The organism is Gordonia westfalica, assembly GCF_900105725.1.
Classification (GTDB): domain Bacteria; phylum Actinomycetota; class Actinomycetes; order Mycobacteriales; family Mycobacteriaceae; genus Gordonia; species Gordonia westfalica.
In genome coordinates this window covers 414,696-439,074 of sequence record NZ_FNLM01000036.1, presented here as the reverse complement: position 1 = coordinate 439,074, position 24,379 = coordinate 414,696, and the positions used below count along the sequence as shown (strand labels likewise).

Here is a 24,379-nt window from a genome sequence, read left to right as displayed (position 1 = left end):
ACCAATCTTGTGATGTGTGTCACTCTATCCAAGATGCCGCGCTCGCCCGAAGTCTGGACTGCAGACCACAAATCCTGGATTCCTGGACTGGAACGCCGCACCAGCCACAAATCCTGGACTCGCAGTGATCCAGACCATAGGCTCGTCAGCCGCCCAATGACTAAGACGACTGCAGCCAGCAGACCTGCCACGACGCGAGTGGAGTGGACCGCTTCGGTTCGTAGATCGAGTAGCGGCCGCGGAACGAACACTCCGGGGGCCGTCGACCGCGATAGGCTCCGCCCATGTCGATCACTGGCGACGGCTTCGAACTCACTCATGTATCGGTACGCGCAAAAGCACCGTTGGACGAGATGGTGCATTTCGAACTGAACGAGCAGTTGTCCGTCCTTTATGGCCTCAACGGCGCGGGCAAGACGCGACTGCTTCACTGCATCGCCGATGCACTGTCCGGCCGACTATCCAGTGGCGTGCGCGCCGACCTCCACTTCTGGGTCGACGTGTCAAGCAATCCCAGCAGTGGGTTCACCAAGAAGCTATCCGAACAGCTGTCTCGGGCAACACGAGAGCTGCGTGGACAGATGTACACGTCTAGCAGGTTTGACGAATACGAGATTCTTTACGAGGAGTCACGCGCACCTGACCACGACTGGACGATTTTACAGAAGCTCGACGCGCTGATCGAGCTACATTCAGTCGAGCGCGGCCTGCCAAGTAGCGACCGACTGGCCCTACAGCACATCGCCGAGAACGGCCGCTTCACGCTTCAATCGCGCGAGGACGGCCGACGCGTACTCTGGCTCGCGGGTCATCCGTTCGAGAACGCTCATCTCAGAAGATCCCTCGAGGATTCCTGTATCAAACTGAGCCAGTTCATTGAAGATATTCACAACCACGAGGATGAACCGCGATTCTTGTCCGATGCCCTCGTGGAAGATGTCAACGTTTTTGAATACTACATGGCACCTTCTTATCGATATTCGAGCGGGAATAGCGAATCACTCCACCGAGGATCACCTTCCGCATTTCCAGTAGTACGCTTGGGTTCTTCGTGTACAATATCTCCGGTATCGATAATCGATGGACTTTCTGACGAGTTCGATGCTGACTCGTTGACTCTGAAGTCAATTGTAGGTCAACCGCAACGCGGCACTGAGAAATCTCGCCCCACCGCCTATGCTGCGACCAAGGATGGCGGTTTCGCGGTTGCACCAAAACTGGCCGAGGGTATCGCCGCAATAGAACACAAGTGCAACAGTTACCTCAGTGAGGTTCTGATCAATCCGCCCGTATTGCGATTCAACGTACCAAACCCCGATCAGCTACTATTGGGCAGCCAGCCCCATTGGGAATTTTCAATAGGAACCTCAGATTCTAATTGGGCTGGAATCTGCGAGCTATCAAGCGCACAATTGCGATGGACCAACCTTGCGATCGCCCTCGCCCTCGCCGAGCGTGAGACGCGCCCCACCTTATTCTTGTGCGACGAACCCGAACGCGGATTGCACCGGCTGGCAGAGCAGCGGGTGGCCGATGGTCTGACAAATCTCATCGACCGCGCACAGATCAGCATAATTGCTGCGACACATTCTCCGCTCGTAATTGGCAGCCCTGGAGCACAACGGATTCTCACCTATCGCAATGCCGCTGGCGCTACGGCCCTCCGTCCTTGGCGTTTGGCAATCAGCGATTCGATAGAGGCAGAAGTTGCAGGAATCGACCTCGGATTGGCCATGGGTGATCTTCTTCAGCTCATGAATGTTGCCGTGGTGGTTGAGGGCCTACATGATCAGTACGTTCTGGAGAACCTGCTCCGCACCCAGCTGGTTGAAGCCTCGGCAGGTATCTACGCGATGCGTGGTGCTGCGCGCGCCAAGTCCTTGGCCGAAGCACGGTTCATGTTTCAGGCCACGAACGGGTCAATCTTGGTAGTCCTCGACGGATTGACGAATCGCATCCTTCAGCCAGTGTGGGAAGATATCAAAGCGACCTATAAATCGGGAGACAACACGGCAACACTGGCGTCGGTCGGTCAGCTTGCAGCGCTTCGTGTCGACGAAGCGGACATGCTCGCTGAGCTGGCGAAATCTGCAGTGGAATCGAAAACGCTCGACCGCATCGAGGTTTACGGGCTTGGAAAGCCCGACATTATCTGCTATCTCCCAGCGTCAGGGATTCTGACTCAACACGATGTTTCGTGGGACGCTATCCAAAAGCAATGGGAGGCAAACGCGGGCGGCAAGCCTCCTCGAAACATCAAGAAATTCCTCAATTCCGAACACCTACTGCCTCAAGGCGGTGCACTTCTCAACGAGCGAGTGCGTGAGACTGCAGTCGATGCGGCCAAGACTGGATCACCGATCCATCCGGATCTCATAGCGCTAGGTGAGCATATCAGTTCGCTCGCGCGACGTTCCGCTGCCAGACAGCAATAGGAGTGGATCTGAGCTATTGTTTCGATCAGGACAGTCCGCCCAATCGGTTAATCTACCTCGTCCGGCAGTTCCTCGATCTCGGCGATCTCGAACTGCGTCGAGTCTTCCTCAGCGCCGTGGCCCACATCTCGCGGCACCGCCTTGCCCATCGCATCCTCCACCAGGTCGCACAATCGTCGCCGACGCTCGACGAAGTAGGAATCGAAGTCGTCGGCGCGCAGAGACGAGGCTGGAACCAGGTGGGCTTCGACCAGACCGTCGAGCCTCACTGGCGTGTCCCCCGTGAACCGGTCCGGTCTGTTTTAGAGTCCTGATTGCCCTGTTGAGGGCAGAGAAGGGACGATGAGGATCATGGCAGGACGCAAGCGCCACTCGGCAGAGGACATTGTGCGCAAGTTGCGCCGGGCTGACGAGTTGGCGGCGCAGGGCAAGACCGGCGAGGAGATCGCCGCCGACCTCGAGGTGTCGGCAGCGACGTTGTACAACTGGCGCCGCCAGTACGGCGGCATGGACGGTGACGCGGCCAAGGAGCTCAAGGAGCTGCGTGAGCAGAACGGCCGGCTCAAGCGGCTGCTCGCCGATGCCGAGTTGGAGAAGGACGCGCTACGGGAGATCGCCAAGGGAAAATTCTGAGCCCAACCGCCAAACGCGCCGCCATCGACATGCTCAAAGACGTGATGAACATGTCAGAACGCAAGGCGTGCAAGGTTGTTGGGCTTGCTCGTTCAGCGTATCGTCAACTGCCGCAAGCGCACACCCCGGCTGACCCGGATGCTGGCCTGCGCCAGCAGCTACGAACCTACGCCCGTCAGAACCCACGCCACGGGTTCCGTCGGGCGTGGGCCTGGCTACGTTTCGACGAAGGCGACACCGTGAACAAGAAGAAGGTCCACCGGCTGTGGAAGGAAGAAGGATTGCAGGTGCGCCGGGCGCCGCGGCGTAAACGGGCCGGCCAGTCGTCGGTGCCGATTGTCACCGCGGACGCACCGAAAGTGGTGTGGGCATTGGACTTTCAGTTCGACTCCACTGTCGACGGACACAAGATCAAGATCGCGTCCATGGTCGATGAACACACCCGGATGTCGCTGCTCAACATTGTGGATCGCTCGATCGCCGCCGACCGGTTGATCGAGGAGTTGAAGAAGACCTTCGCGATCTGGGGTGGCCCACCGAAGGTGCTGCGCATGGACAACGGCCCTGAGTTCATCTCTGAGGCCCTCCAGACGTTCTGTGCAGGGTCGGTGGGGATCTCCTACATTCCGCCTGGCACGCCGTGGAACAACGGGTTCATCGAGTCGTTCAACAACCGGTTGCGCGACGAGTGTTTGAACCGCAACTGCTGGCCCACCCTGTTGGAGGCCCGCGTGGTCATCGAAGACTTCAAAGACGACCACAACCACCGACACCGCCACTCAGCGCTGGGCTACAAGACCCCGGCCGAGTACGCTGCCCGATGCACCCACCAGCACCACCCCGTGGGCTGCGAGATCGACTGACCGACCGCAAGAAAGAACTGGCTCTAGGACCGACTGGACCGGTTATCGGGGACCTGCCATCACGTCGTCGATCTGCGCCTTCTTCTCGATCTGCGCGAGATACACCGAGGGCGCGCTGCCGCCGATAGTGCGATTGGTGACTGCAGAGATCGCGGTTTTGTTCACGATGCTCTCGCGACGTTCATCATCGATCTTGTGACTTTCACACCACTTCTTCGGGAAGATGTGGTGGATGTCAACGGCGAGGCTGACGTACTGAACCTTGTCGAGCGCCTTGTCTTCCATCCAGTCGCGGGCCTCGTTGCCGAGCAGCAGAGCGTAGATCCCTTTGTACGCAGCGGCATTTCGCGTCCGCAGCGAATGGAGTCGGGATTCCACAAACGTTGCGTCGTTGACGGTGTTGGGGGTTGCGGCACCGGCATGGCCACGGGCCCATTCCGGCACCTGCTCGAGATCACGCACGAACCGCGTTTCGATTGCGCCACCGTACAACTCACCGAGAATCCCACACCAGAACCAACGGACCAACTTCTCGCGGGGACCGAGAAGGTCGGCGTCGTGGCCCATCGCCACTCGAATGGCAGCGAGCGGAACCAATTGCTTGGGATAGGGCAGGAACTTGGTGTCGAAGACGTGACGGTCGGCCAAGAAGTCCGACGCCCAGATGAACGCTTCGCGAAGCGGCCCAACCCATTCCAGATAGTCGTCGAGCGTGAGCTTCAGGACGTCTTCACGCTTCGCGGACACGGCGGGAGGCCTCGGGCCAATATAGGCGAGATTACGTTTGCGGGTGGTGAGTAGCGTGACGGCCTGCAGGAAGTCTGTGTTCTCCAAGCCAGCGAGCACGGGATACGCGACGAACTTCGCCTGCGTTTCCTTCCAGTCGTCGTTGAGGCGAAAATCTGTGCCATGCGATTCGTAGTAGTCGGGGTCGCCGGCGAAGGTTGCGGTCAACAGTTCGAACACATTGAGTGGGAGCCCACCGACGTTGACCTTCTCGAATACCGTCGCCACTGCACCTTTGCTGGTGTCCTTGTCGAGCTCGATTGCCGGGATATTGTAGGTGCCAGTCGGTTTGATGACATCGTTGTTGAATTCTTTAGCGAGGTCGCGGTCCTCAAGATCAAACAGCCAAGACATGGCGTCGCCGAAGATCAGGTTCACCGGAAACAGACCCACGGCCCGCTGCTTTTCAGGTGTAGAAACGTCGCGGACAACGTTTTTGCCAAAGTTGATGCGTTCGATTCCGTCACCAGGCAGGGACAGAACTGCTTCGTCGATGCGGTCCTCACCCTGAACAGCGAGGTGCATGTCGATGAAGTAGCGGCGATCCATGCGTTTGCCGCGGCTGTCCATGGTGTGTACAACGCCATCGGCGGTCAATGCTTGGGTCAGGGACGTCAACCGCTGCTGCCCGTCCAACAACAGCGACTCTGCGTGTGTTCCGGTGGGTACGTTGGTGCCTTCAATCGGGCGAGGCTTGAAGCGAATTTGATCGTTGCCCGTGTTGAGAAGCATCACCACACCCAGCGGGTGACCACGAAGGACGGTCACGAGCAGTTGCCGAATTCGTTCGTCCTCCCACTTATACCCGCGTTGGAAATCGGGCAGCTGAATCTTCCCCAGCTCCGCCCACTTCAGATACTCGCTGAGCTCGTACAGCGGCGTCTGAAACCCCATCAGGAACTCCTTCTCGTTGACGTCGGACGTTGTTGTGCCGAACTCACGGTCCGTGCTCCACTCGCAACCGACGGTAGATCGCCGGGACCAGCTCCGATACCAGCTTGTCTCGGATCACAGCGTTGTTGAGTATCTGCCCGGAGAGATCCGAGTGCGCATCCATCGCCTCAATCACGGCACCGTTGAACTCGATATCGATGTCCGGGCTGGCCTCGAACTGCGCTTGAGAATTGTTGCGAGCCTGAGTCTTCAGATTCTCGCTCTCTTCCAACTTGTCCCGCAGGTGGGTGACAACACTGCGAACGTCAGCGTCGGAGTGAACACCCTCGAACAGGTCATTAATCGTGGCAATCACGTCGTCGAGCTCAACCATTTCCGGATCGCGTACGGAGCCACTTCCTCCACCTTCACCGGCCGGCGGCAGCTGCGCACCACCTTCGAGCGTGCCGCTAGTTGTTGACTGCTTGTTCTGGCGAAGGTAGTCGAAATCGACTGCCGACAGGTCGATCGCGTGCTGCACGTTCTCGCGCCGGATCACCGGCGCGAGGTAACGCAGGTAGATCGACAGCTTCTCCAGGTCGACATCCTGGTAGTCGAACAGTTGGGAGAGGAAGTCGTACTGGCGGATGAACGTCCCGACGTCCTTGCGGAACATGTCCAGTTCATCGAGCGCAGCCGTGTCGCCAGCGGTCGTTGCGTCTCGTTCACGATCTCGGAATCGGTGCTGCGCGGGCGTGACCCACTTGGTCAGGGCGTTGTTGCCCTTGTTCGCGACAAAGTCAGCGGCAAGGCTGTTGACCTCGCTCCACTGATAGATATCGGCGGCGTCGAGTTTGGCCATGGTGGCGTGCACGATGTTGAGGTCGGTGACATCCGACAGCGTCGTCGCCTCGTAGTACGGCTCGAATGCGTCGACGACGTCCTCGGCGGCATTCGCGAAGTCGATGACAAAGGTCTGATCTTTGCCGGGCGCGGTACGGTTCAGCCGCGACAGCGTTTGTACCGCCTGGACCCCGGAGAGCCGCTTGTCGACGTACATCGCTACTAGCAGTGGCTGATCGAAACCGGTCTGGAACTTGTTGGCCACCAACATGACCTGATATTCGTCAGTCGCGAAAGCGACTCGCAGGTCGCGTCCCTTCAGCCCCGGGTTCATGCTGGTTTCGGTGACCTTGTCCAGGCCGTTGTCGTCATCGGTGATGTCACCGGAGAATGCCACCAACGCCGCCACATCGGTGTATCCCTGGTCGGCAACATAGGCGTCGAAGGCCAACTTGTAGCGCACCGCCGCCATGCGTGAGCTCGTCACCACCATCGCCTTGGCCTTGCCATTGAGGCGCCAGGCAACATTGGAGCGGAAGTGCTCGACGATGATCTGCACCTTCTGCGCGATGTTCGTCGGATGCAGCCGCACCCAATTCATCACTGACTTGATGGCTTCCCGCTTGTCCACCAGGTGCGAATCCGCGCCCGGGTCGGCGTCGACGACGACGGTCCCGCCGGCATCGGTGTCCTCGGTGGAGTAACTGTGCCCGTTGTGCGACAACCGGAACGCCGTCTTGTACGGGGTGTAGTTGCGCAGCACATCCAGGATGAAGCCCTCTTCAATGGCCTGCTGCATCGAGTACAAGTGAAACGGCTCCGGCGGAACATCCTCGGCCGGTCGCCGCCCGAACAGTTCCAGCGTCTTGGCCTTCGGCGTGGCCGTGAACGCGAAGAACGAGATATTCGACGCCGCCGCACGCGCAGTCATCTCCGCAGCCAGCACATCTTCAGCGTCGACGCTGCCACCGTCTTCGACGTCCTGAAACTCGGTCGCAGTCAGCACCTTCTTCAACTGCTTCGACGCATCACCGGCCTGTGAGGAGTGCGCCTCATCGGCGATCACCGCAAACGAACGCCCCTCCAACCCTTTGCCGGTCCGAATGATGTCGAGTGCGTACGGGAAGGTCTGGATGGTGACGATGATGATCTTCGTCCCCGACTCCAACGCCTGTGCAAGCTTGCCCGACTTCGAGCCACTCAACGCATCGATGTGCGCCACCATCCCCGGGGTGTCATCGATCTGCCGGATCGCTTCCTGCAACTGGGAATCAAGCACCGTCCGATCGGTGATCACCAGCACCGCATCGAACACCGGCTTGTTCGCATCGTTGTGCAGCACCGACAACCGATGTGTCAACCACGAGATCGAGTTCGTCTTCCCCGACCCCGCGGAATGTTGAATCAGATACTTGTTGCCCGGCCCCTCCTCCTTGGCGGCCGCGATCAGCTTGGTGACCGCATCCCACTGGTGGAAGCGAGGAAACAGCATCGTCTCCTTACGACGCTTCCGATTGGTCGCCGGGTCGACCTTCTCCTCAATGTGCAGATGCATGAACCGGCCCAGGATGTCGAGCCAGGTGTCCCGATCCCAGATCTGCTCCCACAAGTACGACGACGGAGACCCATCCGGGTTGAGGGGGTTACCGGCATTCCCGTCATCGCCGCGATTGAACGGCAGGAAGAACGTCTCGTCACCGGCCAACTTCGTGGTCATCTGCACCTCACTGTTGGACACCGCGAAATGCACCACCGCCCGCCGCCCGAACTCCAGCAGCGGCTCCCCCTTCGGCAGCCGATCCTTCTTGAACTGCCGCACCGCATCGGTGATGTTCTGCGTGAAGTCGGTCTTCAACTCGACAGTCGCAACCGGAATCCCGTTCACGAACAACACCAGATCAATCGCATTGGCGTTGCGCGACGAGTAGTGCACCTGCCGCATCACCCGAAGCCGCACCGCGTCATAGCGTTTCGCGGTCGTCTCATTCAGGGTCGTATTCGGCTTGAACTGACACATCAGGAATTTGGCGTTGAGATCCTTGAACCCACTGCGCAACACGTTCAATGTGCCGCCACCGGCCTTCAGATCCGCATCAAGTCGTTTGGCCAGGGTAGCCAGCACCTTGGATTCGGCCTCCGAGCGTTCCTTGCCCGTCAGTTCCGGCTTGACCCGCTTCGCCAACTCCTCGGGCTGGGTATCGGCCAGCCACGCGAACACATCCTCGGGGAACAACGCCAATGCTTTGTCGTAGCCAGCATCGTTCGGCGAGTACAGCCAACCGTGATCCGCGAGGTACTCGCAGATCTCTGTTTCCAGGATTACCTCGTGATGCTGCGGCATGTCAAACCATCTCTCGCACATCGATCTTGCCGGTCACCGCATCGGTGATCAGCGCAGACCGGTACTCGCGGAGTGTGGCGATGCTCTCCGTACTCTTGTTCACCAAATTGATGATGACACCGACCCTTGCCCGTACTGCATTCACGATCGAACGCTGCTCCACCAAGTCTGGAACCGCGAGGGCAAGTTCGCGATAGTCCGCCATCGACACGTTCTGCATACTCGAGCTCGTTCCAACAATTCCACTCTGTATCTGAGATCGATACCCCGGCGTGAGAGTCCAGAGGTGAACGAACTCAGCCGCAGCCCCTCGCAGATCGAACTGCCAGATCTTGTCTGACAAGTACAGATTTTCGGGTGCATAGTCCACATAGGCCGCAGATCCCACGAACCGCGGTGAATTTGCACGATTCACCAGAAGAGTTCCTGCACGGACGGGGCAGGATAACCTCTGAACGTCTTCGCCCACAACCGTCTTGCTGGCAGTTGGGACAAAGCTCCCGGTCGACACAGCGCTCGTCTTCAGGACGCCGAGTTCATCTGCGGCCGGAGATGTGTCTGCTCCATTCACGCTGGTGCCGCTCTCAACAGAGTCAATCAAGTACTTCATCTTCGTCTCGGTCCATGTCCGCGGCCGCCTGCCGACCCAAGCACTTTCCGCTGGGACCGTTTGCTCCGAATCAAGGCCCCGTGTCACCGCGTGGGTGATGGTGGCGATGCGGTCTTCCTGCAGGGTCGCGATCAACTGCTCCTGCTTGGCGATCAACGCATCGATCTTCGCCGTCTCGCGGTCAAGGAAGTCAGCAATCCGTACCTGTTCGGATTCCTGCGGACGCGGAAGCATCACGGCGTTGAGGTCGCCCTGCGACATGCTGGGCAACGCGGTGTTCGTAGAGAGCATCCCGAAAGGGATTGTAGTGCAGACATAGTAGAGGAATCGCGGATCGACGCCGACCGCTGGCTGCGCACAGAACATCGTATCGACGGTCCAGTATTCTCCGTCAACCAAGAGTGGCTTGTCGATTGTTCCTTTGCGACCCAGGAGCACAGAAGGACCCTCGTACAGATAGCGCGACGCCCTGCTAAATATCCCGCCCGAACCGTAGACCGGGTACTCACCTTCTGGATCTTCAACTTCCTTGTAATCCGCGCCGTTCCTAATCCGCGCGAGTCGGCGAAGCTGCGTTGTTGGGTGGGCGCTCATGCGCCAACCTCCTTCAACATCTCCTGGATCTCCCCGACGAGTTGGCGTAGGTCTTTCTGGATTTCTTCAAGGGGTCGGGGTGGGACGTAGCGGTAGAAGTGGCGGGTGAAGGGGATCTCGTAGCCAACTTTGGTCTTGTCGTGGTCGATCCAGGCGTCGGGGACGTGTGGCAGGACTTCGCGTTCAAAATAGTCGTTGACGTCCTCAGAGAGTGGGACGTTCTCGGTGTCGCGGAGGGAGGGGTCGGGTTCGGGGTTACCGTGGCGGTCGGTGATGACGTCGGCGGCGTCGGAGTGTTCGCCGATCGTCAACCAGATCGCCTTGAGAACTGGTGCGCCGGGCTTGACGAAGCCGTTGTCGCGCAGCGCTTCTTTTAGTTCGCTGGTGAAGGCGTCACGGTTGGCCCATTCCCACTCCGACAGATAGACGAGGGCTTTTCGGATCGCTTCCTGGCCGTCGGTGCCGAGTTTCGTGATCGCTTTGACCGCGAGGACTGCGTCGATCTTCGCGTCATCGATGCGGAAGGCGAGCTGCAACGGTCGTTCGACGGTGATGGTGCGGTAGCCGAAGTCGTCGTTGGCGAAGATCTTCGACAGTGACGCAGCGTCGTCGGAACCCTGGTCGTCGACATGATCGGAGTAGAGCTGGACGATCCGTGCGATGTCGTTGTCGTGCAGGAACTTGCGTTTGGAACCCAGCGATTTCCGCATCTTGCCGAACATGTCGACGGCGTTGATGAGTTGGACAGTTCCTCGACGTTCGGCGGGTTTGTTGTTGTCGAGGATCCAGATATACGTGGAGATGCCGGTGTTGTAGAACATGTCGGTCGGCAGGGCGATGATCGTGTCGAGGATGTCGTTCTCGATGATCCATTGCCGAATGTTCGACTCACCTGATCCGGCGCCGCCGGTGAACAGGGGTGAACCGTTGAGGACGATCGCCAGGCGTGATCCGCCGTCTCCGTTCTGTTTGACCGGTTCCATCTTGGAGATCAGATGCAGCAGGAACAGCAGTGATCCGTCGGAGACGCGCGGAAGGCCCGGTCCGAAGCGGCCGGCGAAGCCGCGGACGCGGTACTCCTCGTCAACGGCGCGCTGCTGGGTTTTCCAGTCGACGCCGAAGGGCGGGTTGGAGAGAAGGTAGTCGAAGTGCCGGCCGCGGAAGTTGTCGTCGGTGAGGGTATCGCCGAGGTAGATGTTGCCGACATCCTGACCCTTGATGATCATGTCGGACTTGCACATTGAGTACGAGCGTGGGTTGATCTCCTGCCCATACAGCACCGGCCGCGCCTTATGGTTCATCTCCAACAGGTGGTCGAACGCCGTTGAGAGCATGCCGCCGGTGCCCGCGGCGGGGTCGTAGATGGTGCGCACCGTGCCCGGTTTGGTGAGGGCGTCGTCGGCGGTTGCGAACAGTAGGTCGACCATGAGGGCGATGACTTCGCGTGGGGTGAAGTGGTCACCGGCGGCGGCGTTGTTGGATTCGGCGAACTTGCGGATGAGCTCTTCGAAGATCAAGCCCATCTCGTAACCGTTGACCGCCTTGGGGTGCAGATCGACGGCCGCAAACTCTTTGACGATCAGGTACAGGCGATCGGACTTGCTGAGGCGTTCGATGAGGTCTTCCATGCCGAAGCCGTCGAACACGTCGCGGATGTTCGGGGAGAAGTGATTGATGTAGTCGGCCAGGTTGTCGGCGATACCTTCGGCGTCGGAGGTCAGCGCTCGGAAGTCCCAGCGGGAGGTGTTGTAGAACGGGACCTTGAACTTGGATTTTAGGACGATATCGGGGTCAACCTTCGACTTCGACAGCTTCTTGTACTCAACCAGGACGTCATCCTTGGTCGGCTCCAGGATGCAGTCCAACCTGCGGAGGATGGTGAACGGCAGGATCACGTCCCCGTACTGGTTCGGCTGGAACGGGCCTCGCAACAGTTCAGCGATCTTCCAGATCAGGTTGGCGTTGGTCGTACTCATACGTATGCGGCTCTCCCTTGACTAGGCTGCCTCAAAATCTAGTGGGTCAGGACCGTCGCTAGTAGCGGACTTCCGGGTGAATCAACAAGCTGCACTCCGTACCCTTCTTGGGCGTCGGGACCCGGCACCAGTGCGGGGCGGGATGTCGTCCGTGGTGAGATCGGATAACCGCCTGCTGCTGATCAAAGAAGGGTGCCGAGGAGTTTCGTTGCGTTCGAAGAGCCCCGGGGAGCGTTTCGCCGACCTGGCGAGCGCCCCGTTGTGTGGAGAATCTTCCACACATTTCCACACGTAATCCCGCGGTCGGGTGTGTTGCGGTGTCGCACAGCACCGGAACCCGGACACGCCGCTACGATCAACCGGATGCGCGGCCACGCGGCCGCACCCGGGCCGCCTCGGTCCCAGGACTCGAGGAGCGAGCGCCCGTGGAACCGACCACCCCCGCCGAACGCCTGCTGCTCGCCGCCGCCCAAGCCGGCAAGCGGTGCGATCTGAGAAGCCCTGAAGAACGGGCCGACGCGCATTGGGCGCCGTCGGCCGACGTGGCCGCTGGCTGGACCGACGACCGCGTCGTGCGCGCCGTTTACCTCCGCCACCTTCTACTCGATCAGCAACGCCCTGTTCACCTGGTCGGAACCCGCATCGACGGCGGACTCGACCTCCGCGGCGCCACCATCAACCTCAGCCTTCCCAACTGTGTCCTCACCGGGAACGCCCTGTTCGTCAGGGCGACGTTCACCGGGACCGCCGAGTTCGCCGGGGCGACCTTCACTGGGGCCGCCCGCTACGGCGAGGCGACGTTCACCGAGGCCGCCCGCTTCGGCGGGGCGACGTTCACCGGAGCCGCCTCGTTCGGCGGGGCGACCTTCACCGGGATCACCCGCTTCGACAAGGCGACGTTCACCGAGACCGCCGAGTTCCCCTGGGCGACCTTCACCGGGACCACCTGGTTCGCCGAGGCAACGTTCCCCGAGGCCGCCCGATTCGACAAGGCGACGTTCACCGGGGCCGCCCGATTCGACAAGGCGACGTTCACCGGGGCCGCCTGGTTCGGCCGGGCGGCCTTCACCGGGGACGCCCGGTTCGACAAGGCGACGTTCACTAAGACCGCCCGGTTCGCCGGGACGACCTTCACCGGAGACGCCCGGTTCGGTGGCGCGACGTTCCCCGGCTACGCCGAGTTCGGTGGGGCGACGTTCATTGCAGACGCCCGGTTTGGCGGGGCGACGTTCACCGAGGCCGCCTGGTTCGGCCGGGCGACCTTCACCGGGGACGCCCGGTTCGACAAGGCGACGTTCACTGCGGACGCCCGGTTCGACAAGGCGACGTTCGCTGCGGACGCCTGGTTCGCCGGGACGACCTTCACCGGGGACGCCCAGTTCGCCGGGGCGACGTTCACTGCGGACGCCCGGTTCGCCGGGACGACGTTCACCGGGGACGCCCGGTTCGCCGGGGCGACGTTCTCTGCGGACGCCCGGTTTGAGGGCTCTCTGTGGCGCACACTTGACTGGTCCGACACGATTTGGGAGACGTCCTCGATAGTCACGACAGGACTCGCTGCAGTTGACATCCGACTCGATCGGACAATCTTCAAGCAGCCGGTGCAGCTCGAGGTGGCGGCGTCGCGCATCACCCTGAAACGCACCCGCGCCGAGCGCTTGCATCTGGTGGTTGCCGGCGCGACGGTAAGCCTCGAGGACGCCGATCTCGCCGAGGGGTCACTCATCGAAGCCGTCCCGGTTACAGTGCCGGCGACACCGAGAAGGCGGCGCGGAGGATCCGGCGGCGGGAGCTGGGTAGCGATCCCGCTACGCAACGTGCAAGACATGTCCATACCTGACAGCCTGCGTGACGACCTGGACCGTCTCGACCGCGACCTCAGTGCAGCGCTTAGCCACGCGCCCAGCGCATTGGTGACCTCTCTGCAACGCGCGCATATCGCGGGCACCACGCTGTCCGGAATGGATTTGCGAGCCTGCACCTTCACTGGCGCCGACGGTCTCGACAAACTCGTCATCACCGGCGACGACATCCTCACCAACCATCGCGGAGACAAAGACATAATGCGGGCGTGGCCCGCTCGCGGACGCAAGTGGTGGCGGACCAGCCGACGAGTCCTGCACGACGAACTCAGGCTCCGCGACCCCCACCCCACCACCACTGAGGTCGCCGATACGCCGACCACCACAACAGATGAATCTAGCGCGACTCCCACCGCACCTTTGTCGCATCGCAACGTGTCCGCCACCTACCGGTCGCTGCGTAAAGCGCTTGAGGACAGCAAAGATGAGCCCGGCGCCGCCGACTTCTACTACGGCGAAATGGAAATGCGGCGCCTCGCGTCCAGACCGATCTCGGTGGAACGCTGCCTACTCACCGCGTACTGGCTGATCGCCGGGTACGGGCTGCGGGCGTGGCGGTCTCTGGCCACACTCCTCATCGTTATCGCGGTCGCGGGCTGGTGTTTCACCAACGACGCGTGGGCGGCCAAGACTGTGACCAAGGCGCCGACGTCGGTGAACCTCGACACCGGGGCCATTACCTCGACCGCACCGGCTGCGGACGGGTTATCGCTGATGCGATCCTGGTTATTCGCCGCCCAGGAAACCGTCGCCCTGTTCCGGCCCGCCGGACTGTCCGGGGTCACCCTCACCAGCTGGGGCCACCTCATCGACATCGCCGTCCGCATCCTCGGGCCCGTTCTGCTCGCGTTGGCGGTGTTGGCGACCCGCAACCGCACCAAACGTTGATGGATCGACAAAGACGCGCGTTGATGTCGCCTCGGAAGGTACACGCGGACAAAGCATCCGATAGGCGCGGATAAAGTGGACCGCATGCCGAACCGCAGGATCGATCGATGAATGCAACACCCGTCAGCCAGCCAGATACCCCGATGACGCCGACATCTGCATTCAGCCCGTACGTCGCCGAGAGATTGGGCTGGTACGTGTACGCGCTGCGAAACCCGATCGATAGCCGCGTCTTCTATATCGGCAAAGGTAAAGGCAACCGAGTCTTCGCCAACGCGAACGATGCGCACCTCGCTGCTGACGAAGATGAGGTCAGCCAAAAGATCGATGTCATCAACAAGATCCATCAAGCGGGTCTGCACGTCGACGCCTTCATCATTCGCCATGGGTTAGCATCGGAAAAGCTGGCCTATGCAGTCGAAGCGAGCCTGATCGATCTGTGCCAGCTCCTGGACCCGACAATGGCCAACGATCGATTCGCTCTGACCAACCTCTTCACCGGCCACCACACATCCACCCACGGACTCGCCGGTGTCGACGTTGTCTCCAGCCTCTACGATGCACCGAAAGCCCCCGACATCACGGTCCCCTCGCTTCTCATCAAGATCCCTGTCCTCTGGACCCCGACCATCAGCGCCGACGACTTGTACGACGCCACGCGCCAATGGTGGCGGCTCTCCGCGCGCCGCGAGAAGGCAAAGTATGCCTTCGCTGTGCACCGAGGCGTTATCCGCGCGGTGTACCGCATTAACCCCGCATCCTGGGAACCCGGCTGGCTCGTCGACGACGAATGGACTCTGACACCCCATCGCACTGCCAAGCGTCGCTGGCGTTTCACCGGCCAGATCGACGATGACTTCAATGCGACCTACCGGAATACCAGCGTGAAGCACCTCTACAAGAGGGTGCTCGAGTCTCAGTCCTGTACCGCGAGTGCTGAGCACTCCCGATAGGTTCGATGGCGACGTCGCCAAAGTGAGCGGCTGTCTGAACGAGATTGATCTGAAGCGACGAGGAGGTGACATCGACGATGACCCTCCGATGGCTATCCTGAGCCCAGGTATTCGAAGCTCACCCTCGGCCATCGACTCCCTCACGCGGGCTGCTTTCGCTCCCTGCGGCTAGCGGTGAAATCCAACGCAGCTTGTGAGGACCAGGCCACCTGATTCCTCGAACGGTTCTTCGTCGAGGACTTGCAGAGCCGCTTTGCACCCGAGGTCGGGGTTGAAGAGCGTGAACCAGGCCGCGACCTCGTGGTCGGTCCTGACTTCGGTCAGATTAGTGCGCACCGCGGATTGCGGCGATGAGTTCTTGCAGGTCGTCGGGTAGCGGGTCAGCGGCGGTGATGGTGTGGGCGCCGGCTTTGATCTGCACGGTGCGGTAGCGGCGGGTAGTGGTGACGAACTTCTTGATCGACCAGCCGGAGCGTTCCTCGATGGCGCGGGTGATCGCGAGTGCGGCGAACACGATGCTCAGGTGGGCTTCGATCGAGTCGCGGGTGTGATGGAAGATCGGCCGGGCGGCCAAGTCGCTCTTGGACATGCGGAAGCTCTTCTCGATCCGCCACAGCTGGTGGTAGGAGCCGATCACGAATTCCGGTGTCGGAGAATCGATGTTGGTGGCGTAAGCCTTCCAACCGGCCAACGTGCGAGCCTTGGTTTCGAGGTCACGGTTGACGCTTTTGTCGGCGCCTTTGAGCGTGACGAACCGGTTGCGCTTGACCGGCGCTTTGCCTTGCCAGCGACCGCATTCTCAGCCTTGGCGACTTGCTCGTTGATGCCGCGCACACTGCGGCGTGCCCGATCGGCGCTGTACTTGTAGTAGACGACCTGGTCACGGCGCTGTTCTTCGACCCCGCCGGAAACGGCTGAGTCAGCACCAGTCCGTCCGGTGGCGTGGAGTCGGGATTGTTCCTGTGCCACTGCGTAATCAGGTACGGAATCGACGGAATTCTCTCGCCCAGAATGAACGACAGTCCGGCGGCCTCGATGGCCTTCTTGTTGGCATCGGAGATCATCCCGGCATCAACGACCACGGTGATGTCGCAGAGCTGGTGGGCGGCCATGAACGCCCGCAGAGTAGGCAGCATGGTGGCGGTCTCGGCCCGGTTGCCCTCGAATGCCTCGATCATCAGCGGAAACCCGGTTGCGTCGGTGAGCAGGCCGACGGTGATCTGCGGCTCAAGGTGACGTTCCTTGGAGAATCCGGGCTCACGGAACCCATCGGCCTTGTCAGTTTCGAAGTACAGCGTGGTGACGTCGTACAAGATGAGGCTCGCCGGCCCCAGTCCGGCGCGCGCTGCGCACGCTGCGGCCAGCCCGCGACGGAACTCCACGGTCGCGTACCGCGGTAGGCGGCGGGTCAGGCTGCGATAGGACATGGTGTCCACGCCAACTTCCTCCAGCACGCGCAGTGAATCCAGCTTGCTGGTGGGTTCGATAATGCGGGCTAGGACAAGATGAATCACCCCAGGTTTTGTGCCGCCTCCAATGTGGGCTGGTCCTCGGGGCCGAGGCCAGCGTAGTGGAGCGTTTCGAACTCGGTCGGGGGAATCTGGCCAATACTCGAGTGCAACCTGCTGTTGTTGTACCAGTCGACCCAACCAGCGGTCGCGAACTCGACGTCGGAGATCGTCCGGTACGGGCCGGAGTGGAAGATCGTGGTCCGGATGCACTCGGTCTTGTACAAGCCGTTCACCGACTCGGCCAGCGCGTTGTCGTAGGCGTCCCCGACCGATCCGATCGACGCTGCGAGGTCTTCGAGTCGCAGACGCTCAGTCAGTGTAACCGATGTGTACTGACTTCCGGCATCCGAATGATGAATAAGCTCAGCAGCTTTCACCGGATGCCCTTCCCGATTGCGCTGCCACAGTGCCATCCGAAGCGGGACTGTCACCAACTCCACCGACTTCGATGTCGAGGCATGCCATGCCACGATTCGACGGGAGAACACGTCGAGGATGAACACCACATACACCCACCCAGCCCAGGTCCGGCAGTAGGTGAAATCGGTCACCCAAACCCGGTTCGGTTCGGCAGCACTGAACTGTCGGTTCAACAGATCCTCCGCGCGGACACCATCAGCGGATCTGACGGTCGTGCGGACTCCCTTGGACCTTCGAATACCGTTGTGGCCTAACACTTTCATCGCTCGATCAACGGCGCCATAGGACACCCCCGGCAGAGTTGTCCGATGCAGATGGGCGCGCATCTTCACCCGCCCGTAGAGGCCCTCAGGAGTCATCTTCCGCCGGCCGTCGTCACCGGTGCGCCAAACCACATTGCGCACCGCATCGACGACGTGGGCATCAGAGACCGTCCGTGCGGCAGGCGTGCGTGATCGCCATGCCCGGTAGGTTCGTGCGGCAATCTGGCAGCCCTGCCCACGCAGGACCCGGCAGATCGACTCGACCGCAAACCCGTTGGCGCGCATCTGATCTATGAACGCCACGATCATCGGTTGCGGGGGTCGAGTTCCCCCGCGAAGAAAGTTGTCGCTGCTTTCAGAATGGCAACGTCTTCTCGTAACTGCTTGTTCTCGGCCTTGAGGCGCTTGATCTCGGCGGACTCCTTCGTAGTGGTCCCGGAGCGGGCGCCGGCATCGATCTGGGCTTGTACGGCCCATCGACGTACCGTCTCCCCGCCGACACCGACCTGCTTGGCGACCGCTTCGGCCGCGGCAGTCAACGACGTGTACTCGCCGCCGTGGGCCTCCAGCAACCGCAAGGCCCTCGAACGGACCTCCGGGTCGATTCTCTTAGGCATGTGCTCATCCTTCCTGACTCAGAAGGAAGCGGTATCAAACCTGGGGTGATTCACTAACGGTGCAGGTTTCGGACATGACCCGCCATCCATCAATCGGGTTTCGCAACGCGTAGTCACCCATCAAGGGAATTCCAACGGAGGATCGTTTGCGTCGAAATCGAGAAGAAAGCCTGCGGAGCGACAAGGCGAGGGCATCTTTAGTCGAGACGTCATTCGCCGGGTCGCGGAAGTTCGAACCTCAACATCGACGCAAACCCGACCCGACCACGTCATAGTTGCCTCTGATGGTCATGCCGCAGTGTCCCATAGGAGGCATGCCGATCCCACGATGGTCAGTGCAAGTCCAATCAGGGTCCATCTGGATGTAGTGGCCCTATCTGCCCAATAGGCACTCGCAATGCCGTCCTCCAGGCGTTGAAGATCAGCCCGCAGGTCGGCATCGGCCTGATCAAGGTAGGTGTCGCGCTGCTCGATCGGGAGGTGGTGATAGCCCTTCCGCCTAGCTTCATCAACTATCTCGATTCGACGCCGGTGTCCTGCTTTGAACTCAGGCATCGATAGGAACGAAGGGGGCGTGATTGCAGCGAAGCCGATGGCTATCGCACCGACCGCCTGCAATAGGATTCCCAGCACCAACACCAGCCGATAATACGTCACGCCTCCACCACCCCGCGTTAAAGTCTCGTGAGGCGGCGCCCTCCGGTTGTTGTCCGGTCGCCTCACGAAAGTTCGCGTTGTGGCCGCTTCGACGATACAGCTCTTTCAAGTCCTTGCAGGGACGTGTGGGGCCGAAGCGCGCGTGCGTAGTCGATCATGAGACCGACGGTGCTGCGTGGCGGTGGGCTTCCTGGAGGGTGAGTCGCAGTCTTCCCTCGACGTAGCGCGCGGTATTGCGGTTCTCATGCAACGCCGTCAACGCCTTACCGAAGGCCGCTTGAAGAGTTGGTCGGTCGCATTTGGCACGAAGATCGGATCGACCTGCGCGTCGCCTTCGCGGACAATCCCGCTTCGGCCCAATCGAATCGGTATGTCCGTCGGCCCTGTCACGAACTGGGTCTCCACTCTGTCAGATTGCATTGCACCACCGAAACGAGGCGCAAACTAAGACCTGACTTGGCTCAATTTAGTGTCCACCACGGATTGCGGTGAGGGCTTGTTGCAGGTCGTCGGGTAGTGGGTCTGCGGCGTTGATGGTGTGCTCGCCGGCTTTGATGGTGATGGCGCGGTAGCGGCGGGCGGTGGAGACGAATTTCTTGATCGACCAGCCGGAGCGGGCCTCGATGATGCGGGTGATGGCCAGGGCGGCGAACACGATCGTGAGGTGCGCGTCGATCGAGTCGCGGGTGTGGTGGAAGATCGGTCGGGCGGCGAGGTCGGATTTCGACATGCGGAAACTCTTCTCGATCCGCCACAACTGATGGTAGGAGCCGATCACGAATTCCGGTGTGGGAGCAGTGATGTTGGTGGCGTACGCCTTCCATCCGGCCAGCAGTCGCGCTTTGGCTTCCAACTCGCGGTTGATGCTGCGGTCACCGCCGGTGAGCTTGACGAACCGGTTGCGTTTGATCGACCCTTTGCCGGCGATCGCGTTCTGCGCTTTGGCGACCTGTTCAGCGATCCCGCGCAGTGAGCGACGCGCCCGATCGGCTTTGAACTGGTAGTACACCACCTGATCGCGGCGGTGTTTGTTCTTGTTGCCCGCCGGCCACGGCTGGGTCAGGATCAACCCGTCCGGCGGCGTGGAATCGGGATTGTCGTTGTGCCACTTGTCAATCACATACGGCACGGTGGGGATGCGTTCCCCGAGGATGAACGACAGACCGGCGGCTTCGATAGCCCTCTTGTTGGCCTCGGAGATCATCCCGGCATCGGCGACGACGGTGATGTCACGTAACTGGTGGGCGGCCATGAACCGCTTGAGGGTGGGCATCATCGTGGCGGTCTCGCCGCGGTTGCCCTCGAACGCTTCCACCATCAGCGGAAACCCGGTCGCATCGGTGAGAAGGCCGACGGTGATCTGGGGTTCAAGCCTGCGTTCCTTGGAGAAGCCGGGCTCTCGGAATCCGTCGGCCTTGTCGGTCTCGAAGTACAGCGTCGTAACGTCATAGAGCACAAGGCTTGCCGGTCCCAGGCCGGCATGCGCTGCGCACGCCGCGGCCAGCCCCCGCCGCCATTCCGGTTCGGCGTAGATGGGCAGTCTGCGCTTGAGGGTGGCGTAGGAGACGGTGTCGACACCGATCTCGGCCAGCACGCGCAGGGAGTCGAGTTTGCTGGTTGGTTCCACGATCCGCGCCGCCACCAGATCGCCAAACACGTTGTCACCCTTGGTGGCTTGGGTAAATCCGAGTTCGGTGAACACCCCGTCGAGGCAGTCCCACAACACCGCCATCCGCGATGAGGTGATCGGTAGTGTGCCCGGCCCGGCCAACACACCCAGATCCAGTTGCTGTTGCCCGGCCGCGAGCCGTTCGGCCGCGGCCGCTTTCAACGCGGCGAGCTCCTGCTCGTTATGGGCCGACCCGATGTGCTCGATATCGCGGGCGCCACGCCGGTTGGAGTGCACGATCTGGACCGCCGTCGCTCCCGACGCCGTCTTCACCGTCCGCACAAATGCCACCACAGCAGCCTACGAGGCCCCGATTTAGGGTCCACCCCGCAACCCATCACCCCAGATCAACGGGCATCCGAACCGCCAAACCCGGAATAATGAGCCAAGTCAGGTCACACCCCGGCCGACCATGAAGACACCGCGACCGCCGACCAGCCTGTCCACCGTCACAATCTCGAATGGCGAACAGGGCTTCAGTGGACAGACGTACACTGAAATCATGTCTGCCGAACCTGCACGCACTCGCGAACTGCCGGCGCTGGCAGCTTTGGGCCGCGATGAGCTGAACAAAGCGGTCGCGGGGATCGCGACCGTCCATTCATCCGTGGCCGATACCGTCTTCACCGGCCTGCGGGTCGTGTGGGGTCCGAGGGTCGGCCCCGCCCAGATGGTGCACGACGCGATCAGCACGTCCATCTACTCGGCGATCACGTCGACCGTCGACGTGGCCGGTGACCTGGCCGAGTCGCTGGCGGTGCACAACAGCGGCGTTCCCTCCGAGACCAAACGAGGCGCCGTGGCCCTCGGCATCCTCGACGGACTGATCGGCGATCAGCTGACCGCCGAGCATTCGCCCCTGGCCCCCGACATCGCAATCCGCGTCGATGGCGCGGCCGTTCCCATCACCCCGGATGGACTCGCGACCGCCTTCCCCGAGGCAACCGGACACCTGACGATTTTCCTGCACGGCCTGATGGAGACCGAGTTCGCGTGGGAACGAGGCAACCGGCCCACTTACGGCACTCGCCTCGCCCACGATCTCGGCAGCACCGAGGTTCAGATCCGGTACAACACGGGACGCCATATCAGCGAAAACGGCCGCGATCTCACGCGACTGCTCGACGACCTGGTCTTGCTGTGGCCGGTTCCGATCACGGGCCTCACCCTCATCGGCCACTCCATGGGCGGTCTGGTCATCCGCAGCGCATGCCATCAAGGCGCCGCGCGTGATGCCTACTGGCCCAAGCTCATTCGACACACCGTATGCCTCGGCACTCCCCACCTCGGGGCACCGCTGGCTCGAGGAGTCCACCGCGCAACGGCAGCGTTGCGCCTGTGGCCGACGAGCCGACCGTTCGGCACCTTGCTCGGTCGTCGCAGCGCCGGGGTTCGCGACCTGTTCCGCGGGGCCGTCACCGAGGAACACTGGCGGGACGCCGATCCGGAAGCCTTCTCCCAGCCCGCCGTCGACTATCCGCCCCTGATGGAGGGGGCGCGACACCTCTACGTGACGGCCACGGTGACCCAACGTCCAGACCACCCGTTCGGCCGCATCGTCGGCGACGGACTGGTGCTGACCAATAGTGGCGGTGGTCGGGATCGCAAGCATCACCTCGGATTCGAGGTCGACGACGGATTCCACATCGGCGGCGCCCACCACTTCACGTTGCTCAACGACGACGCCGTGTACGACTGGATGCTCCCGCTGCTGAGACCCCGGCGCGCGCTGCCGCGGGGCACCCGCTGAACCCGCCCGCCGGCCATCACGATCGCGACCTCGCTCCACAAGCGCTGGCCCCAGGTAGCGCGTCTACCCCGAACTCGCGATTCTGCGGTGGCGCGAGCCGGTCCGCACCCGCCGCCACAACCCCACCCACGAGACGATGACCAGCACAGCGACCAACCCGCGAACCAGCCCCACGGCCGATTCCGGATAGATCACCCCGGTGAGGTAGTGGTCGATGAACCCTGTCGACGGCAGCCCCGCCTCGCCGGCGCGATGCCGCGCCCAGTTCTCGGCGTCGGTGAGCGGACACTTCACCCGTAGACCCACCGATGCGACCCCCCACCCCACCGCGACGAGATGCAGCACAATGGTGCGCGGCCATCGCCACGCCACGAACCCGCCGCATGTGACGTACAGCAGGAACAGCAGGTGCGTTACCGCGATGCCGTCGGCGAGGACCCGATAAGGCATGTGTCCAGCGTAGATCGATCAGGTTCACCAATCCGCCGATCTGGAACACGCTGATATCGGACACTCGAAGCAACCGCACCCCGTGGACGGAAGGACACCACCGGTGAGCACGAGCATGACCGACGAGGCCGCCAACGTATTCGCCGATCCGACGGCCTATGCCGACGAGCCTCGACTACACGCGGCGATGACCTACCTCCGGGCACACAACCCGGTCGCCTACGTCGACAAGGCTCCTTACCGGCCGTTCTACGCGATCACCAAACATGCCGACATCATGGACATCGAGCGCGACAACAACCTGTGGCTCAGCGAACCACGCCCGGTGCTGGTGACCGCCGTGGCCGACGACTTCGCCCGGTCGCAGCTCGAGTCCGGCGCCGGATTGCGCACCCTGATCCACATGGACGACCCGCACCACAAGAAGGTGCGCGCGATCGGCCAGGATTGGTTCCGGCCAAAAGCGTTGCGCGAGCTGCAGGTCCAGGTCGATGCGCTGGCGAAACGCTACGTCGACAAGATGGTCGAGATCGGTCCGGAATGCGACTTCGTCGAGGACATCGCCATCCACTTCCCGCTGTACGTGATCCTGTCGTTGCTGGGGTTGCCCGAAGAGGACTTTCCCCGGATGCACCAGCTCACCCAGGAGATGTTCGGCGCCGACGACAAGGAGTACCAGCGCGGCACCACGCTCGAAGAGCGGATGGCGACCCTGCTCGACTTCTTCAACTACTTCAGCACACTGACCGCCTCCCGGCGCGCGAGTCCCACCGGCGACCTCGCGTCGGCAATCGCCAACGGCCGCATCGACGGCGAGCCCCTGTCCGACGTCGACACCGCCTCCTACTACGTGATTGTCGCCAGCGCCGGCCACGACACCACCAAGGATGCGATCTCCGGTGGTCTGCGCGCACTCATCGACAACCCCGGCGAGCTCGACCGCCTTCGCCGCGACCCCGAACTCATCGGCACCGCGGTCGAGGAGATGATCCGCTGGACCACCCCGGTCAAGGAATTCATGCGCACCGCCGCCGCCGACACCTCGGTCCGCGGCGTACCCATCGCCAAGGGCGAATCCGTCTATCTCGCTTACACTTCCGGGAACCGCGACGAGGAGGTCTTCGACGACCCGTTCACCTTCGACGTCGGGCGATTCCCCAACAAGCACCTTGCGTTCGGATACGGCGTGCACTTCTGTCTGGGCGCCGCGCTGGCGCGGATGGAGATGAAGAGCCTTTTCAGCGAACTGATTCCGCGGTTGGATTCGATCGAACTGGCCGGCGAACCCGAACTGGCCGCAACGGTCTTCGTCGGCGGGCTCAAGCACCTGCCGATCCGGTATTCGCTGCGCTGACACCGCACGCATCGAACTCGGCCGCACTGGG

15 protein-coding genes, 1 pseudogene and 1 other annotated feature are annotated in these 24,379 nt (G+C 61.6%); of the genes and pseudogenes, 6 read left to right on the top strand and 10 right to left on the bottom strand.

Annotation, left to right across the window (positions count from 1 at the left end; genetic code table 11):
- Positions 1–284 precede the first annotated feature (284 nt).
- Entirely contained in the window at positions 285–2,435 is a 2,151-nt protein-coding gene (locus BLU62_RS32625) for an ATP-binding protein (protein WP_139180092.1), read from the top strand.
- Positions 2,436–2,482: 47 nt separating this feature from the next.
- Here BLU62_RS32625 and BLU62_RS28345 read toward each other — a convergent pair whose 3' ends face one another.
- A complete protein-coding gene (locus BLU62_RS28345; protein ID WP_074853809.1) occupies positions 2,483–2,704 on the bottom strand; it encodes a hypothetical protein in 222 nt (73 codons plus the stop codon).
- 82 nt (positions 2,705–2,786) lie between these two features.
- On the opposite strand from BLU62_RS28345, the gene BLU62_RS28335 reads away from it, so the two are divergent.
- A protein-coding gene (locus BLU62_RS28335; RefSeq protein ID WP_099047927.1) for an IS3 family transposase occupies positions 2,787–3,931 on the top strand; the annotation gives its coding sequence in 2 pieces (ribosomal slippage) (positions 2,787–3,054 and positions 3,054–3,931; 1,146 coding nt in all).
- A gap of 42 nt (positions 3,932–3,973) precedes the next feature.
- Here the strand turns inward: BLU62_RS28335 and BLU62_RS28330 are convergent.
- The 4 genes from BLU62_RS28330 to BLU62_RS28315 are packed head-to-tail and all read right to left on the bottom strand — an operon-like array spanning position 3,974 to position 11,954.
- On the bottom strand, positions 3,974–5,611 hold the full coding sequence (locus BLU62_RS28330; RefSeq protein ID WP_074853807.1) for a GmrSD restriction endonuclease domain-containing protein: 1,638 nt from the start codon (positions 5,609–5,611) through the stop codon (positions 3,974–3,976).
- 43 nt (positions 5,612–5,654) lie between these two features.
- Positions 5,655–8,774 carry a type I restriction endonuclease subunit R gene (locus BLU62_RS28325; RefSeq protein ID WP_074853805.1) on the bottom strand — a complete coding sequence of 1,040 codons (3,120 nt, stop codon included), beginning with the start codon at positions 8,772–8,774 and terminating at the stop codon, positions 5,655–5,657.
- A 1-nt stretch (position 8,775) separates the two neighbouring features.
- Entirely contained in the window at positions 8,776–9,978 is a 1,203-nt protein-coding gene (locus BLU62_RS28320) for a restriction endonuclease subunit S (protein ID WP_074853803.1), read from the bottom strand.
- Positions 9,975–11,954, bottom strand: coding sequence for a type I restriction-modification system subunit M (locus BLU62_RS28315; protein WP_074853801.1), 1,980 nt, complete (start codon positions 11,952–11,954; stop codon positions 9,975–9,977). Before BLU62_RS28315 ends, BLU62_RS28320 begins: the two co-directional genes overlap by 4 nt.
- Before the next feature lie 425 nt (positions 11,955–12,379).
- Here BLU62_RS28315 and BLU62_RS28310 point away from each other — a divergent pair, with 425 nt between their 5' ends.
- Positions 12,380–14,704, top strand: a complete 2,325-nt coding sequence (locus BLU62_RS28310; protein ID WP_074853799.1) for a pentapeptide repeat-containing protein — start codon at positions 12,380–12,382, stop codon at positions 14,702–14,704.
- A 107-nt stretch (positions 14,705–14,811) separates the two neighbouring features.
- A complete protein-coding gene (locus tag BLU62_RS28305; protein WP_139180091.1) occupies positions 14,812–15,657 on the top strand; it encodes an LEM-3-like GIY-YIG domain-containing protein in 846 nt (281 codons plus the stop codon).
- Between the two features lie 325 nt (positions 15,658–15,982).
- Here the strand turns inward: BLU62_RS28305 and BLU62_RS28300 are convergent.
- From BLU62_RS28300 to BLU62_RS28280, 4 genes and pseudogenes are all read right to left on the bottom strand, one after another.
- Positions 15,983–17,162 (bottom strand): annotated as a pseudogene (locus BLU62_RS28300) (IS1634 family transposase); the annotation flags it as partial.
- 5 nt (positions 17,163–17,167) lie between these two features.
- Positions 17,168–18,468 (bottom strand): IS3 family transposase gene (locus BLU62_RS28295; protein ID WP_099047933.1). Its coding sequence is split into 2 segments (ribosomal slippage): positions 17,168–18,195 and positions 18,195–18,468, totalling 1,302 coding nucleotides; the frame shifts between segments, so codons are not numbered across the junction.
- Positions 18,065–18,196, bottom strand: a sequence feature (AL1L pseudoknot). Its footprint overlaps the gene before it by 132 nt.
- A 288-nt stretch (positions 18,469–18,756) precedes the next feature.
- Positions 18,757–19,125, bottom strand: a complete 369-nt coding sequence (locus tag BLU62_RS28285; protein WP_074853791.1) for a hypothetical protein — start codon at positions 19,123–19,125, stop codon at positions 18,757–18,759.
- Between the two features lie 466 nt (positions 19,126–19,591).
- On the bottom strand, positions 19,592–21,085 hold the full coding sequence (locus BLU62_RS28280; RefSeq protein WP_074854299.1) for an IS1634 family transposase: 1,494 nt from the start codon (positions 21,083–21,085) through the stop codon (positions 19,592–19,594).
- Positions 21,086–21,296: 211 nt separating this feature from the next.
- Between BLU62_RS28280 and BLU62_RS28275 the strand changes: the two genes are divergently transcribed.
- The gene (locus tag BLU62_RS28275) at positions 21,297–22,544 is read left to right on the top strand and encodes an esterase/lipase family protein (protein WP_074854298.1); all 1,248 of its coding nucleotides are present in this window, start codon (positions 21,297–21,299) and stop codon (positions 22,542–22,544) included.
- 63 nt (positions 22,545–22,607) lie between these two features.
- On the opposite strand, the gene BLU62_RS28270 is transcribed toward BLU62_RS28275, so the two are convergent.
- Positions 22,608–22,994 carry a DUF2784 domain-containing protein gene (locus BLU62_RS28270; RefSeq protein WP_074853789.1) on the bottom strand — a complete coding sequence of 129 codons (387 nt, stop codon included), beginning with the start codon at positions 22,992–22,994 and terminating at the stop codon, positions 22,608–22,610.
- Positions 22,995–23,109: 115 nt separating this feature from the next.
- On the opposite strand from BLU62_RS28270, the gene BLU62_RS28265 reads away from it, so the two are divergent.
- A complete protein-coding gene (locus BLU62_RS28265; protein ID WP_074853787.1) occupies positions 23,110–24,348 on the top strand; it encodes a cytochrome P450 in 1,239 nt (412 codons plus the stop codon).
- Positions 24,349–24,379: the final 31 nt, after the last annotated feature.